Source organism: Acinetobacter rudis (genome assembly GCF_000829675.1).
Lineage (GTDB): Bacteria > Pseudomonadota > Gammaproteobacteria > Pseudomonadales > Moraxellaceae > Acinetobacter > Acinetobacter rudis.
Window position 1 is genome coordinate 1 of record NZ_BBRX01000038.1, and the last position, 17,470, is coordinate 17,470.

Genomic DNA, 17,470 nt, shown 5'->3' on the forward strand with positions numbered 1-17,470 from the left:
CCCCCATACGCCATTAGGCACATCATCTTTAGCTTTGGCATAGTCAACGCCATATTCAAACAATTTACTCGGTTCAAAGACATCCAATTGATAGCGCTTACATAGCTCGATCATAATATTGGCAGGAATAATCGGATACAGCATAGATAATTGTTCTCTATTAATAATCAGTCGCTGGTATTGACTATCTGTAGCAAATAACCCAAATTTCTTAATAGGTTTTTCAGTATGTTCAATCCAAATTTGAGAAGAGTTATCGAATGTTTCTTTAAAAAAACCTTTATTGACCAAATTGGATTTTAATTGTTCAAAGTCCACCCGCTCCATCTGTGCCAAGGCACTGTCTTTGCTACCAAATACTGTTGGTTTTTTTTGATTATATTCATCGTAACTCAATATATCTTCATTTTTAAAATCATATTTGGTCTTATGCGTGTTTTGACGATATTTATTGTCATCCTGAGTATAGTCGGCATCTTTGGGGTCAGTACTCGAATAAGCAACTTTTTTCTGTGCAATAGTTACCTTAGCTTCATCACGTGCCGAAACATACCATGTCTTTTTACTTGGATCAGGCTTTCCATCTACGCCCTTAGGAATATCCACCTTCCCCTTCGTCCCGAGGCCATCACCCAAATCGGTATGACAACCTGGAATGCGAATTTCGACACCAAAACCTCGCTCTACAGCTGAGCGAATGTCATACAAGGAAAATTTATCTCGATATTCATTGAGTGCAGACAAATGAACAATACGACACACCTCATGCTGCTTTAGATTAAATCCCATAGCACTTGGTGGCATATCATCTTCATTCCCCCGATAAAGATGATCTGCAAAGTCCAGCCCCTCATCATCTCCATGTGTAAATCCAATCGAAGAAACACAATCAAAGATCCCCATAAATTTTAACTGTATTTGCATTGGATTATCGGAAGGCATCACAATTTTTCGTTGAAATTCAGAAACATCTATTAGTTCTTGTTTCTTTAAAATGTGGTTAGCAAATATACGTGCTGTGGCAGAACCTCGACTAAAACCAAAGAGATTGATCACTAAAACCTGATAGGTTTGTGTCTTGGTTTTATCACGGATCATTTTATTGAGTTGTTTAAAGGCTTTTTTAATCTTAGCCTTCACCCCAGTTGATCCCCAGCCCAAGCCAGCACCAATTGGATTATCAGCAAAATAAAGTTTCCTGTCCTCCCCTAATTCTGCCGCCTCTCCAGTACCACAACCATCAATATATAAGCTGTAGTGATGTGGTAATCCATCTTTGTACGCACGATGCATGCGATCTACCGTAGTTGGCAAACGTGCATAACTGATATTGTCGCTCACGAGTAGATCTGGGTTATATTTGTAATCATTCATGTTATCCATTGGACGGGGTAAAGATGAAGGATCACCATCATAACGTTTCGCACCATTGTAGAGGTTCGAATTGGTTCTGTTATTCCATGTACCATCAAAAAATACACTAATTTCTAAGCGATTAATTTTTTGCTCTGACTGCGAGTTTTCAGTGGGATTCGTTTTATCCGCGCTACTATTAATCGGCTTAACTGGGGAGTTCTGTGTGCTTTGCATTTTACTAGCATCACTGTGTTGATTTGTATTTGAACTCGTTGTTACATCTTTATCTTGCATCATTTTCTATCTCTATTTTGGAGTCCAATTACTCATCATCAACCATGCCTCGATCATCTGGATATATCTTTAATGCAGTATTTTTTGCTCCACTAAAGATCCGATCCGTTTGCCCCTTCGCATCTGTCACGCCATAAAACACCTGCCCAAGATCATCGACGACTTTATAACGAAAGCCTGTTACTGGATCACCATTAGGATCTTTAAGCACAAACATTTCATCATTAAATAATGGACTTTCATGATTAAGTGGATTGCTTTTAGGACCATCAAGATGATGGTCACTTGCATGTGCCTTCCACTGACCATTGGTTCCATGTTCAATACCATCTGCAGTGATTTTGATATAACTACCACCTGAGTTAATCATAATCCCTTCTTTGGCCGTGATTTCTACCCAATCACCATGTGAATGCACCTGGATTTTTTCTTGCGCCAAGATATCAATACCCGCTGTTTGTGCGTTTAACTCAATCTTTTCTTTCGCTGCAAATAAACGTATGCCTTTTAATTGTGAAAACATGCGAATCGCACCACGGACACTGGCTAACAAGCTTTTACCCGCACTCATACTGACATGTTGCCCCGCAGTCAGTGCTAGATGCTCACCATTAGATAAATGTGTGCTTTTCTCTGTTGCAATCTCAACACCTGTTGGACTGTGCAATAATAATTGCGGGTCTGTCAGTTGAGCCTGTTTTTTTGGATTTGCTGTACCACCTGTGACTGCATCATTTTGTAGTCTAATCTCATCAACTGAGAGCAGCTGATCTTCAGCGTCTTGGTTTTTATGTTCTACAGCCGAGTTCGCTAAGTTCTTGTGCTGTTGATAAGCAGTATCCAATACCTGAGCAGCTTCTTCTAACTCCTTAATATGTCCACTGGCTTCACTTCGCCCTTGGCTGGTTAGAAACAAACCTTTTTGCGCACGAATAACCCCATGCCCATCAGTACGAAGCTCAAAACCTTCACCACGTGCATCTGTACGCCCCTTTGAATCTGGGATACGCGTGATATACCCCAAATTGAGTTCACTGGCTTGATGATCACTCTTGAGATGTACTTGCACCTGACCTTGGGTATCATCCATCACCAATTGGTTGGCTTGGCTCCCCCCTAGTTCTTTCGACTTAATCCCAGAAAGTGCTTTTTGCTCAGGTAGATCCCACACTGGCATTTGCTCAGGATTGGTTAATCGGCCAGCAACGAATGGCATATCGGGATCAGCATTAAAGAAATCAACGATTACCTCTTGACCAATACGAGGTAAATGAATCGTACCAAAGTTATGCCCCGCCCAAGCCGTCGATACTCGGAGCCAACAGGTACTATTTTCATCTTTAACACCAAATTTATCCCAATGAAACTGCACCTTCACACGACCATAACGATCTGTATAAACTTCTTCTCCCGCAGGCCCTACTACAGTTGCTGTTTGTGGACGCCCTTGCGGTTTAGTTCGCGTCAAATCAGGTCTAAGAATTTGTTCATCAGGTTGAGCTAGAAACTTGATATTTGAATCATAAAATTGATTATCTGCGCGCTCTTCACTAATGTCTTGGATCACAGTCTGTGTACCCAATACCAACCAACCACGGTTTGATTCACTATTTGGGTGATTTTCTAAGTTAAATCGATAGCCTGTTTGCAAGCCTTTTAAACGTGCTTGCCCTTCTGCACGATAGCCATGTTGATATAATCCCTCAACACGATTCTTCGCTCTAATTTGACCACCATCTTCAGCAGTTAAAAAGTCACCTTGCTGCCATTCATAGATTTCTTGTTCAGCATGACCATGTTCCCAAAGAAACTGTTCTTGGGCAGTCTGTACTAAACTAGGTTGTTTAAATAAATAATCACTGAGTTGAACTTTACCACTCACCAACTGCTGAACAGGTTCAAATTGCTCGATATATTCAGAGCGATCTGGAAAACGTTGATTTGGAGGATAGATACTTAAGTTGCGATAACCAGATGCCTCCATCTCTTTATATGCAGCATTATGGTCTGAAAGTACCAATGTTAAATGATTTTGACTATGTTCAAAGTGGAAGTTAATGCCGTGTTCCTGTATGAGCCTACAGATAAAATCATAGTCTGACTCCCCGTACTGTGCTTGAAAATCAAGTACGGGATAATCTGCACTACAACGATAATCCACTGGGTAAGGATAAGCTGTTAGGATCTCTTCAATGATTTGCAAAACAGTAAGTTGTTGAAATATTTTATAATTAGAATTTTTAGTCAGTAACCAAAGCCAAGGTACCAACGTAATCTTATACATTGCATGACGGTTACGTACACTTAAAGCTTCAACTCGACTGACCATACCTCGATAAAAACGAGCACCATTAAAACTACTTTGATAATTTTCCTCAGCGGTAATGTTATTGATACCATCTAAATTACCATACTCAACTTTAATACCATCTAAACGTAATCGGACTGCTATTTCAGTTCCAATCAAACTTTGTAAATTTAAATCTGAGGCGGGGCTACCACCGGACTGTGCAAGTTGTTTGGGCACATAACCTTCAAGTCCTTGATAACCATGTGCTGGTTGATGATATTCATCACGAACTTTTACCACCAAATGATATTCAAATAACTCATTAATTTTTTCAGAGCCTGACAAAGAGTCAAACCAAAAATAAGCAGTTCCATATTCACTTTCTGGCAGCGCTTTGCCGAATAACTTTATTTGATGATTCATTTCTACTTTATGTTAATTAATTTACTTAGACCAAGATTGTAGTAATAAAGAGGGTGTGTTTTATTAATTTTTTGTAAAAAATTATACTAGGTCACTATTTTTAACACATTACACTATTGGATAAAACAAGCTATCCGGGTCATCTATGAATCGTGGTGCCCTTTTAGCTTTTTTTCAATGGACTGCTTTCACAGAGTGACCTTCATCTAAATCATCTTTAAAATGCAGAATCTCTCGACTATATTTTAAGAGAAAATTCTGCTTTTAATTCCTTTTACTATTGGGCGGTATTTACCGCACTAAGATTTGGTAGATCGACTTAAAACTAAATCGAATTTAAAAATCAATTACCATGTCTTTAAACTCAATATAGCCAAAAGGGTTAAAAACCCAAATAACAACGTAAAGCTAATTATTCCAGCGCCTGCAATGAATATAATTTGCATCGTTGTGAATTTTAGTGGTGCCAAATAACGTTGTTTTCCTGTCGAATCATAGGGGTCATTTTTTTCAATTTGGCATTCCTGCTCAATATCAGCTGGCCATTGTGGAATTTTTGAAAAGATTAATGCAAAACGCTTGGTGACAAACTGTGACATCCAAAGCAACGAACCCAAAGCAACAAAAATAATCTTAGGACGTTCTGGGCGCTCCGAACTGGTCAACTCTTGAATATCGTATTGCATATATAAGCGCTCAAAGCTTTCCTTCATACTTTCTTTGCGATTATAGATATCATGAAACGCTGTGATTGATTGATCTACTCTCTCGAGGTCATCAGATTCCATATATGCTTTAAAAAAAGCAAGATGTTGTTCAACTAATTCAGGTTTAGACTTGAGAATTTGATACGGCAATATAATTTCATCTTCAACCAGATTGTCCTGATTTAATTTACTTGCACGTAGTTCAATCTCAGATTTTTTGCTGACAACTGAAAAACGCAAGTCGGCCCAGTTTAATTTTATAATTTTATTTTGCTGCGGCGAAAATGCATAAACTTTTTGTGTTTTACGATTAAATCGTATTGGATAATGGGTATAACCAAATAGATCATACTTAGAAATACGATAATAAATATAAATCATATAACTAAACCCAATACTAAGCGCGAAAAAAAATAAAGTAAGTAAAAAATTTTCCTTAAGCAACACTAAACCAGAAGCATAAAGACAAAATATTGAGCCAGCCAAACACACTGCCCACATTGGTATAGCTAAGCCTGTCGCTCGACCACGAATCGACTCCCAACTATCCATGGTTTCAACATACGTAGAATTAAAACGAATGACCAACCGATGTGGAAATATCTGTTCTGTTTTTAAGGTCTTGAGATTAATTTCATATAAACGAGTCAACGAATGTTTATTTGGGCAATCTGTTACGAATGGTTGATTTAAAGTGGTGAACTTTGTTTCATAGTCTTCTCTTAACATACGACTGATTATGCTCCCTCATAAACATCTTTAAACTTTTGCTGTTCAACCTCTTGAGTCCAACCCAAGGGTTTAACCCCCCATGCTGAATTTTCTAAGAAAGCGCGGAGAGCACTGCGCTCAGCCGAAGATATGCCATAACTAATCACCATCATCCCGATCACCAAGATAATTCCCCAATAACTCGCACGTAAACCCAATGCCCAGATGGCTGTTCCTTCTATAAATGCATGTGTACTTAATACAATTAAAAAGGCATTACCCGCATATAACCCAGCTAAAACATAATGATCTTTACCTAATGCACCATAGGCTTTTTTCAATTCGACACCAGCTAAAATCAATGCACCAGCATAGAGTGCATATCGTGCGGTGTATTTCGTGATTTTTTGAGCAATTTCAATCTCGACAGAGCTACTTAACAATCCCATCCGCATTTTTAATTGTCGATCCAATACATCTGCGACACCACCAAGTGCACTGACAATCATGCCAATAAAAACCACACCCGTTTGGCTATTGAATCCAGAAGTCATCACACCACGCCCAGCATCCATTAACGCGATGGACTGTAAAGCAAATGAAAATACACCGAAGTTCTTTCCTGTATTTGCACGTTGTAACAAGTTGATTTTCTGCCGATTAAAAGGACCCAATTTGGCACTTTCTTCTATAGCTCCGACTTGGCTTGGAAACCCATCTGCTGTATGAATTAAACCTTGATTAAATTTTTGATTAATTTCAGCGGGAGACATGTTGCCATTTATTTTAGACATCCCCTCAAAATCAACTAAAGTGACCAGATTGACTTTGGTACGTAGACCCTGAACTTTTTTTAACTCCACATCTGAATTGAAGTTTTCCATCAGTCCTTTATACAAATTAACTTTAACTGCATTTTTAGCATTTTTAGCTTGTTGACGTGAACCCGCAGCATCGAAATCGATGTTGGATCGTTTAATAATCCCATCAATCACATCGGTCAATTTCCCTGAAACTTCAACTCTTGAGATTACTTTCCCTGAGAAAGTTTCAAAACTTTTCATTGAAATAGTTTTGACTGAACTAGGAGATTGGTTGATGCGACCATGGAACACCCTCGCCATACTGCCACCAATTTGCTCAGACAATATTTCAACTTGAGCTTGGATAGTTTTAACGATATTTGCGGATCGATCGTTTAATATCTGGGTCTTATTTAAGGTGTTTTCATCAAAAACCTGTGTAAACGCAAAACCAAATGTAGGGGCTTGGGAACTTTGTACAAAACTACTGCTTAATCCAAGTAAATCTTGTTGAACTTGATGAGAGTCAAAAGTCATTGAACGTAGTAAATAGTTTTTACGGTTACTATAATTCTCTTCATTAAATAGCTGGATAAAATACTGAGAACATTTTTCCATCGTATCAGCATTAGAAATTAACCGAGTACTGATACTCAAAAAACTTGCCGCGGAATGCGCTGTTTTATGATCAAAAAAGTGATCCATATAACTTAGCAATGCATCTGACTTAAGCCATAACAAATAACCATCAAGTATTGGATTAATTACATTCGCTGTATATTGTTCTATTTTCTGCTTCTGTTGCTGTAACCACTGCAACATATTATGTTCTTTAACACTTTCCGCTAAACTTGCACTGGTACGAAAAAAACCTGTAGCACTTTTCCATTCTGAGTTGAATTCTTTTTCAATCGTTTGAGTCAGTCGTTGCACATCTTCCAATTTAAAATCATGAAAATTTTCTAGCTCCTCTCTTGTCAGACTATCCATTTTCTGTGTCGCAGCTTCATAATCTTTTTCATATTTATTGGCATCGAGATTTGATAAATCTGAAGCATGCTGCATAATATTTTTAAATTCATCTGACTGAGCCATTCTCTGCACTGATTTAGTTAATGCATAACTAGATCTCAATTTAGAATACTCTTCAGCATGAATTTTTGCTTTCACCCAGCTCTGCAGCTTCACGATATTCATTGCACTTTGATATAAACGCTCTTCTTCACCAGTACGAATGTTAGCGGCCAAATAGTTGGCTATTTCAAGCAAATCGATCGTGATCCCAACGGGATCTTGCAAAACAATAATCCGTTTATCTTCTGATACCTTATAAGGCATGTCTTTACCATGCCATTGGATACTTTTCTCACCTTTCTCATTCTTTACAATATCAAAAGTATCAAAAACCGGATCATCTTCTGCAGTAAAATATGCTGGAGGCTGAAATGGAGCCATTTGCATATTTTTAGCAAGATCATCTTGCCACGGAATAGTTACTACTGCAGGTGTAACATCAGTATAATTTTCTAAAACTGCGGTATATTTATTTTTTGAGATAACAAAATCTGCACCATTTTTAACATCGAAACTCGGCATGACTTGTGTTCTTTTACTGACATCTTTCGCCATGATATTACAGGTGTCGATGCTCCATTGATGACGAGAATAGGCAATGTGAACACGACTACTTTCTTCTTGTCTAACGACGCAGTCAAGTAAAAATGCATTACTGATACTTTGACCTTTGGACGTTTTCTGCGCTTGAAAACAAGTATAATTTTTCTCTTTAAAACCCACTTGCATTTGATCTTTATCAATTGCGGTCAAATAACCTAACTCATTGACTTGATAAGCCCGAATACCTTGATCATTAAAATGTGTTGTTTTCCAAGCAGGAGAATAGCAATAAAGATATCCCGTATCTAAACGACGTAATATATAGATCAAACTGTCTGGTAAAGTAGGTAGACCTGCAGTTAATTCAGCTGGGGCTGCAAAACCTTGACCACCATTTGCAAAACCCACTGCTATTCTTACTGGCAAAAACTGTCCTAAGCGCTCGCACGTGGCGCATCTCACCTCGTCTAGAGCATTTTTAGCATAATCATCAGCAACACTATTATCTTCTTGCATATTAATGTTAGACATAAGCAACCTCTTGCTGTTGATTCAATTTTTGCATATTTTTTATAATATCTGATACCGTTTCAATTTCTTTACTCAATATCATTTCTTTGATTTTTTTATTGCATTGATCAAAATGTTGAATAGCAATCGTACTTTTTAACTTTGGATGATTAAACTTTGAAAAATTATCTTGTGTTAGTGAGTAACGGTTATTCCAAATATAAATATCCCAAACTTTAAATGTAGACTGATGCTGAGTCATCCATTGTTTCAGCGTGGTATTATTTAAGTCATATTGATTATAGTTCAATAAAAAAACATGAATCATGATTCGAGGATCAAAAAACCTGAATATATATTTATCCTCAATCAGCATCAATTTGCTCATTTTGTTTGAAAATTCATCCAAGGATAAATCACTTTGAATTAAGTTTTGAACCAACAACATATTGTCAAAAAAATTAATATAATGACTCATTTCTTGTAAATAAATATGCTCATAGAAATCTTGTTTCATCTCCTCATTCATTGACTTTAAATCAACAACAATAGGAGCATCTTGTGCTTTACCAAACACATCAATGAGCAGTATTTTATATTTTACTTTTTGCTCACCATAGATAGACAGTAAGTTTCTAAAAAGATACTGATCATACAAAGCATAATTGTATTCATCAAATTGTTGGTAGCTGAGTAATGGACTATTCACGAGATACTCACCAGTGCCTTACCTGATACAGATGCATCTTTCATTTTATACTCGCAGTCCTTAACTTGAGGTAACTCAGTAATCGTTTCATTGACTTTATGCCCAGGTTTAAACTCATGCGTTTTTGCTCTTACTTCAAACACTTTATCTGTTCTAATGATTACCCCTGCACTACCAATTTCCAATTGTGAACCGTCCGCCGTAATCAATATCTTTTTCTTGGCTGTAAGCTCAATATTTTCTTCAGTCGAAATCATTTGAATATTTTGATGAGCAATGAGGTCCATCACAGCACTTTGTGCGATCAACTCAACCTTCTCTTTAGCGGAAATTAGGCTAATACCTTGCTGTACTGCAAGTAAACTGATTTTATCTAAGACCTGAGCAATCAGATTTTTCTGTGTACTGATATTAATACTATCGCCAGCTGTCTGATTAATCTGGCCTTCCGCAGAAAGATGAATATCTTCATTGCTACTCAGTGCAATAGATTGTGGTGCAGCTAATAGCATTACCGCTGTTTTAAACGTAGCAGCTCTGGCTGGATCTTCCTGACTGAGTTGATCAATAAATGCTTTTAAATTCTCCAAAGCTTCCAATGGATCAGTTTGCTGTTTTTTAGCAACGTCACTTAGTGCTTGGGCCTGATTTAGATTTGACTCAAGTTGTTGCTTTGCAGCAATTGCATCTAAATGCATACCCTTGGCTTGATCTTGAGCATGTGTTGAAACCAATAAGCCTTTTCCTGCTCTAACCGCACCCCATTGATCTGTCCTTAACTCAAAACCCTCTCCACGAAACTCCTGACGACCTTTTGCATCAGGGATTCGCTTGACATACCCCAAATTCAGTTCACTGGCTTGATGGTCACTTCTCAAATGTACCTGCATCTGCCCTTGAGTATCATCCATGACCAACTGGTTGGCCTGACTGCCTCCTAATTCTTTGGACTTAATCCCAGAGAGCGCTTTCTGACTCGGTAACTCCCATATCGGCATCTGCTCGGGATTGGTTAAACGTCCTGCCACAAAGGGCATATCTGGATCAGCATTAAAGAAGTCCACGATGACTTCCTGACCAATCCTTGGCAAATGAATAGTACCGAAGTTATGACCTGCCCAAGCAGTTGATACCCGCAACCAACAGCAGTTGGTGCCATCTGTTTCCATAAAGTCATCATCTTGACCTTGGGAACCGATACGATCCCAATGAAATTTGACTTTTACTCGTCCGTATTGATCGGTATAGATTTCCTCACCAGCCGGTCCCACCACTGTTGCAGTTTGCGGTCGACCTTGTGGTTTAGACAATGTGCGATCTGGGCGTAGGATTTGTTCATCGGGCTGTACCAAGAATTTAACTTGCGAATCATAAAACTGATTATCTGCCCGCTCACCACTGATATCTTGAATCAAAGTTTGTGTGCCCAGTACTAACCAACCCCGGTTAGAGTCACTGTTGGGATGATTTTCCAGTTCAAAACGATGGCCTGTTTGAAGTCCTTTTAAACGCGCCTGACCTTCAGCCCGATAACCATGTTGATATAAGCCTTCAACACGTTGTTGAGCACGACTTTGACCACCCTCTTCTGCACTTATGAAATCACCTTGTTGCCATTCATAAACTTCCTGTTCAGCATGTTGATTGTCCCATAGGAACTGATCCTGAGCTGTTTGTACTAAAGTGGGTTGTTTAAACTGATAGTCACTGAGCTGGATCTTACCACTGACCAACTGTTGGACTGGCTCAAAATGCTCAATATACTCTGCACCCTCTGGGAAACGTTGATTGGGAGGATAGATGCTTAAGCTTCGATAGCCTTCGGCTTCCATACTTTTAAATGCAGCGTTATGGTCTGACAGCACCCAAGTTAAATTATTCTGGCTATGCTCAAAATGAAAGTTGATGCCGTGTTCTTGTAATAAACGGCAGATAAAATCGTAGTCAGTTTCACCATACTGTGCCTGAAAGTCCAGTATTGGATAGTCATCACTACAACGGTAATCGACTGGATAGGCATATGGTTCAAGTACTTGTTCGACAATTTGTAATACTGTTTTTTGTTGAAAAATACGATAATTAGAGCTTTTAGTTAATAGCCAAAGCCAAGGAACTAGCGTGATTTTATACATAGCATGGCGGTTACGCACGCCGAGCACTTCCACTCGACTCACAAGCCCACGATAAAAACGTGCCCCATTTAAACTACTCTGATAATTCTCTTCTGAGGTAATATTGTTGATGCCATCAAAATTACCATAAGCCACTTTAGTGCCATCAAGACGTAGTCTTATCGCTAGTTCTGTACCAATTAGCGTTTGTAAGTTTAAATCTGAAGCTGGACTGCCACCACTTTGTGCAACCTGTTTAGATACATAACCTTCGAGTCCTTGATAGCCATGCGCAGGTTGATAAAACTCATCCCGAACTTTAACTACAAGTTGGTATTCAAACAGCTCATTGATTTTTTCATGACCTGACAAAGAATCAAACCAAAAAAAACTCGTACCGTATTCACTTTGTGGCAAGGCTGCGCCAAATAACTTTACTTGGTGATTCATTTGTTAAGATTAGGTTGTAATGACTGAACAATATACGATTTATACCATTTTGTGGACCTACGCTACTTATAAATTTTCAATATAATATGTAGTGTATTGTAAATGAAATAAAATATTCAAAATCGTCTTTTACAACAGCGCATGACAACTAAAATTTATTTCACCTAATCCAGGTTCAGGAGATCGACATTTTGATACCATCAAAATTTTATTTAATGGGTTAACGATGATATCCCTAAAGAATTTAGGCAGCATCAGATCACTCTAGAAAGTCACTACAACAACTTGGGAATTGTATAATGAACTATTTTAAATACTTAAAAAATAAAACTTGCAACACATCAGCTCAATTTTTTTAGAAACCATAGAGGCTACTCACTATAAAGTAGAGTTTAAAATCATTATTCGTTCTTTATGCTAAAAAACTAACTAATTTTACTCATAGCAACTTAAACTTTTGTGTCATAAAACATTCTCAATGCTCACTGAGATAAATACCTAGCACATATCATATCCTATGAAGTTCTCTTGGAAAACTAATGTTTGATCACCCTCAAAGACCCGAGGTAACAAAAGGATATTCTAATGAAAGTACATAAAAGAACGTTTATTAAAAAAATTCCGCAATTTTTTCTTCTCATATTTTGTTTAATGATGAGATCTACAATGGCAAATGAATACCAAGTTGATATTGGTTGGGTTCCTGGATTTATTTCTGAATTCAATAATGCTCAAACATATATTAATGATTCATCAGGAAAAGTAATTACCCATTTTGGAGGAAGAAACACTGCAGGTGGAGCTTTAGGCACAGGCGTGCAGAACTCTCCTAAAGCGGAATTTCAAACACCAAGTACAATGCTTGTAACATGGTTATCTTTTAAAGATGGTTATTTCTGGCAAGCTAAAATAGATTTACCAGAAAAAGATATATCACGATTGTTTGATGAGAAAATTCAAGGCATTTTTGTCTCTCAACCATACCAAAAGGTTCAACGGTATAATAAGCTTGTTGTTAATGTAGGTCCTCAAGGTAAAGTTTATATTTTTCTTGGTGGTGTAGACATTAAATTAATTGGAAAATATCAAGGTTATAAAATAGATATTCCTTGGGAAACACATGTTAAAGATACTTGGTCAAGTTCACCAGCTCAACCTATTACTAAACATCAATACATAACAAAAGTTCAGGAATCACGTAAAGATACAATTAAACAGGCTGAACAATTTGATGAAAAAATATTTAATCCTATCAAGTGGAAATTAACTTTAAATCAACCTAACCAATTGATTGCCTATACGTCTAAAATGATTAATGGTGAAGATCAAACTATTTTAGATAATGTTGGACAAACGACATTAAACTCTGTTCCCAAGATTTTTATTTTTGATGTAAAAAATGGATCAAAAATATCACGTTACCGTGTAAAATTAGATCCTATAATTTATGCATTCTTTCATGACAATTTTAATTCTAATAATGTTGTGAACTTTAATATAAATTTCCCTAATGCCAATGAAGCAAATTTATATTTAGAACAAGGGGCCAAAAAAGTTGAATTTAAAAAAATAGATATTGAGGAAATAAAACGCTAATTTAAAGATCTTCCTTGTCCTGACTCTAATAGTTGTAAATCAGAATAAGGCCCTAATCAATTCACTGTCGTTTTTGGAAAAGGTCTAAACTCAATATGGTTTTAATCACTCAATGATCATCCTTTAAATACCAGTTTCTCCATGAGCTACTACCACGCACTTCGATTGGCACAGCGTCAATCAACTGGTCTTTGAGTACATCAGTTTGCTCTACTGCTTTGGCAAGCCTTACTTTAACTGAGTGAATACATTCACGATCACCAAATTCACAGCGATCCAAAGTTGTCCCACCACAAGGACCATTAGCCAAACCTTTTGGACAAGTTTCAGGACAGATGTACAAGGTGTCAGCTAAGCGACATTGACCACAATTATCACACCCCACTACACTGTGTTTACTGAGTAATTCTGTTTTTAATAAAGCTTTGGCAGCGGGTTTCTTGTTCCAAAAACCTTGATTAAAAATCATATGTCCTAGGCCAAGCCCTAATTTTGAGTTAAAGACCGCATCATGCATCAAATGCAATTGTTGATACTTTACAATCTGCCCTAGACTGACCTTTTTGCTATAGGTATTTACGTTGGGTCTAAAAACTTCGTCAGACTGATCTTCCCATAAGTCATGCCACATTTGTTCACAATCTGCCAAATCCAAATGGCGATATCGCTCAATATAACTTTGTAATAACTGCTGTTCTTCTGGTTTGTGACAAGCGGATAAATGCACTCCCGCAAAACCGAGATGCTGATAAATTAAAATCTGTAAGGCGCAGCGTTCATAAACACGTTCTGTTAAACCTAAAGATTTTTCTTGCTCTAATACCTCAACCATACGCGGTGTAATGACTATACCCGCAACCTGTTGTTTAAGCATAAAATTAGCACGAGCTAAAGTTAAGGGCATTACACAAGCCAGTAATTTTTGCGCATAGCTATGCCGTTTTAAAAAGCGTTGTAGTTGTTTTAAAGCGGCAATATCATATCCCAACTGGGTGATTATAAAGTCTGCACCCGCTTTAACTTTTTTATGTAGCTTTAAATACTGCGCATCGATTTCAGCTTCTGTATATTTAAATGGATTAAATGCAACACCGATACAGAAACCACCATGTTGCTTCGCCGCCATCACGGCGTTGACTGACTCCAAATAACGCGTACGCGCACCATGCTCACCACTTTCATGGTGTTTAAGTTTATCGCCTGTTAACAGCAGTAAATTATGCTGACCAGCCGTTTGTGCTTGCTGCAAAAACTGTTTAAATTCAGCAATATCACGCCCCTTACCTGCATAGTGCAAAACTTTATCAACCTCAGCAGGAAACTGTTGAGCAGCAACAAGAGGTGCTACATCATCATCACTATGTACCCGATCTGCCAAAGTCATTAGCGCAGGAAAGCCTGCAAATTCGGTAACCACTGGAAATAGCTCTTTGAGTGAAGTTAAATACTCCACGAGTACACAAAATTGATTTTCAGCAAAAATATTTGATAACTGCGACATAAATCAGAGCAAAACCCAAATGGGTTAAAAAGGATAGCGCGTTATTGTACCCAAATCCTAGCCAATAAAAAACCAGCTGTTCTACAACTGGCTCTTATGTTCGATATGTTTCAGCTTTTTTTACAGTTATAGCCTAATTCAAACAAGAAAAGAATTAAAAATCAAATGTAGCAGAAAGCATATAGGTTCTTGGTGCCCCCAAAGCTAAGTTTGACAACTGAGGCATCCCCCAATACGCCTTATTGCTTAGGTTGTGTATGCCTGCACGTAGAGTCATTGGAACTTTCACAGCATCTACACGGTAACGTGCACCAATATCATAAACTGTATGACCTGGTGCATATAAAGTGTTCTCTGCATTAATATATTGTTTTGAAACAGCAGTCATATTTGCTGTGAGCGTTAAACCTGCTGCAAATGCAGTATCCCATTCTACCCCAAGCTTAGCTTGATGTTTTGCAAAACCAATTGGCACATTGCCTTGATTTTCTCCTGCTTTAGTCTTGGCTAATTCTGGATCAAGAAGCGTCACACCTCCGAGTACACGAACGTCATTGATGATATTGCCTGCAAATGACCATTCAATCCCACGGTTACGTTGCTCACCATCAGACTTGTAATAGTTATCTGCGTTGTCTAGGTAGTTATTGGGTTGACTAATATCAAACCATGACAAACTATGTTGAAAACGATCTAACTCAAGTTTAATCCCGAGCTCTTTTTGTTTGGTCTTTTGTGGCGCAAATACCGTATCACTATTCTCAGCAGTAGCTGGTGCCTGTCCACCTTTGCTTAGACCCTCGATATAATTGGCATAAACAGAAAGATAATCCGTCGCTTTATAAACAATTGCAGCTCCCGGAGTCACAGCACTCTCATCATAATTGCCCGTTTTCACCTGCTGATAGCGTAGACCTAAAGTCAACTGCAAACGCTCCCGCATCATCGACACGGTATCAGCCACACCATAACTGCGGGTCTCTAAGCTTGAGCTAAACAAAAAAGGCAAATAAAGATCTGCGGGTTTTCCCCATACAGGATTATAGATATTGGTGGTGTTTTGTGCACCATTAACATCTCTTTGCCCATAATCATTTTGATTATGTTTATAGTAGGTCGCATTCATGACCAGATCATGCCCCAATGCACCTGTATTCAACTTGGCTTTTAAACCAACATCCGCTGACTTTTTTTCTTGATCGAAGGCCAATTGACCAATTCTATTATTAAGTGTGCCCTTTTCATCAACAACTGTAGAAAGCATAGTACCGTTATATTGATAATCGGTTTTACTCTGACCATAAGCTGCATATGCCATCACCTGCTCAGTCACATCGTATTCAGCACGTAGCATTGCACCCTTATCTTTGCTGTGTACAAATGACCAATCTGGATTAAGTAAAGTATTTGGCTTTGGCGGTTTTGGAATCGCAATCCCAGGCGCAAGATTAATCCCACGCGTTACCCCATCGATCCGATCCTCAGCCGTATACAAGTCAGCTGAAACACGCGTTCGCTCACCCCGCCAATCCAAGCCTAATGACAACAGTTCAGTCTTTTTATCTTGATGTTGAACAGCGCCTTGTCCATCACGATAGACGCCATTTAAACGAACACCAAATGCTTTGTCTTGACCAAATCTTCTGGCAATATCGATGTGACCACCAAACTGTGAGTCAGACATATAACTTGCAGTAAATCTATTTAGTGGTTCATCACCTGCACGCTTGGTGGCTAAATTTACTGTGCCACCAATTGAACCCGCAGGCGGCATACCATTTAATAATGCACTTGGCCCTTTTAATACACTGACCTGTTCAAACATTTCAGGTGAAGTCCGATAAAAAGGTGTGATCCCAAACATACCATTCATGGACATATCACCAGCACTTGAAGCGAAACCACGGATATAATAATTTTCTCCCCAAGCTCCTGTAACACCATTACTAAATACTGCTGCGTCAGTTTTAGCAATCACATCTGTAATGTCTTTCGCCTGATGATCAGCAATATATTGATCAGTATATGCTTGAGTTTGAAAAGGCGTCTCTAAAAACTTCTTCTCTCCTAAAAACCCCACATGACTGGTCTGTGCCAATTGCCCTGCCAATCGACTATTCGCCTCGGCATTTAACGAAATTGTAGGCAGAACAACAGGTTGCTCATCTGTCTGTGTTAAGATCTGAGCCGTATTAGCGAAACTCGTCGAAATCGGTAACAATAAACCTAAACCGAGTAACATCTGTGCTCGAATTAAGCGATTGAGTTTAAAACTTTTTCCTGCCATTTTCCCACTTAAGATCAATGGCTGATTTAAAGATGTATGACGATCTTGCATAGCACTATTCCATAGAATTTTGGCACACGTTTGCCCTGCATGCGATGTGTTAAA

The 17,470-nt window shown here is 38.2% G+C and carries 9 protein-coding genes; 1 reads left to right on the top strand and 8 read right to left on the bottom strand.

Annotated elements, in window-relative coordinates; genetic code table 11:
- The 6 genes from Aru01_RS11120 to Aru01_RS11145 all read right to left on the bottom strand — a co-directional run.
- A partial coding sequence (locus Aru01_RS11120; protein ID WP_042111364.1) for a T6SS phospholipase effector Tle1-like catalytic domain-containing protein occupies positions 1 to 1,653 on the bottom strand: 1,653 nt, incomplete at its 3' end.
- Positions 1,654 to 1,678: 25 nt separating this feature from the next.
- The gene (locus tag Aru01_RS11125; protein WP_016655981.1) at positions 1,679 to 4,363 is read right to left on the bottom strand and encodes a type VI secretion system Vgr family protein; all 2,685 of its coding nucleotides are present in this window, start codon (positions 4,361 to 4,363) and stop codon (positions 1,679 to 1,681) included.
- 347 nt (positions 4,364 to 4,710) lie between these two features.
- On the bottom strand, positions 4,711 to 5,799 hold the full coding sequence (locus Aru01_RS11130; protein WP_016655980.1) for a DUF6708 domain-containing protein: 1,089 nt from the start codon (positions 5,797 to 5,799) through the stop codon (positions 4,711 to 4,713).
- A gap of 8 nt (positions 5,800 to 5,807) precedes the next feature.
- Positions 5,808 to 8,732, bottom strand: a complete 2,925-nt coding sequence (locus Aru01_RS11135) for a T6SS effector BTH_I2691 family protein (RefSeq protein ID WP_016655979.1) — start codon at positions 8,730 to 8,732, stop codon at positions 5,808 to 5,810.
- Positions 8,725 to 9,369, bottom strand: a complete 645-nt coding sequence (locus tag Aru01_RS11140) for a hypothetical protein (protein ID WP_155766234.1) — start codon at positions 9,367 to 9,369, stop codon at positions 8,725 to 8,727. Before Aru01_RS11140 ends, Aru01_RS11135 begins: the two co-directional genes overlap by 8 nt.
- 47 nt (positions 9,370 to 9,416) lie before the next feature.
- Positions 9,417 to 11,981 (bottom strand): type VI secretion system Vgr family protein, encoded by a 2,565-nt coding sequence (locus Aru01_RS11145; protein ID WP_016655977.1) that lies wholly within the window; start codon positions 11,979 to 11,981, stop codon positions 9,417 to 9,419.
- A 585-nt stretch (positions 11,982 to 12,566) separates the two neighbouring features.
- On the opposite strand from Aru01_RS11145, the gene Aru01_RS11150 reads away from it, so the two are divergent.
- A complete protein-coding gene (locus tag Aru01_RS11150) occupies positions 12,567 to 13,577 on the top strand; it encodes a DUF2931 family protein (RefSeq protein WP_016655976.1) in 1,011 nt (336 codons plus the stop codon).
- 109 nt (positions 13,578 to 13,686) lie between these two features.
- Here Aru01_RS11150 and Aru01_RS11155 read toward each other — a convergent pair whose 3' ends face one another.
- Positions 13,687 to 15,078: a methylenetetrahydrofolate reductase C-terminal domain-containing protein gene (locus tag Aru01_RS11155; protein WP_016655975.1), complete on the bottom strand. Its 1,392-nt coding sequence runs from the start codon at positions 15,076 to 15,078 to the stop codon at positions 13,687 to 13,689.
- A 154-nt stretch (positions 15,079 to 15,232) separates the two neighbouring features.
- Positions 15,233 to 17,365: a TonB-dependent receptor gene (locus Aru01_RS11160; protein ID WP_042111370.1), complete on the bottom strand. Its 2,133-nt coding sequence runs from the start codon at positions 17,363 to 17,365 to the stop codon at positions 15,233 to 15,235.
- Positions 17,366 to 17,470 lie beyond the last annotated feature (105 nt).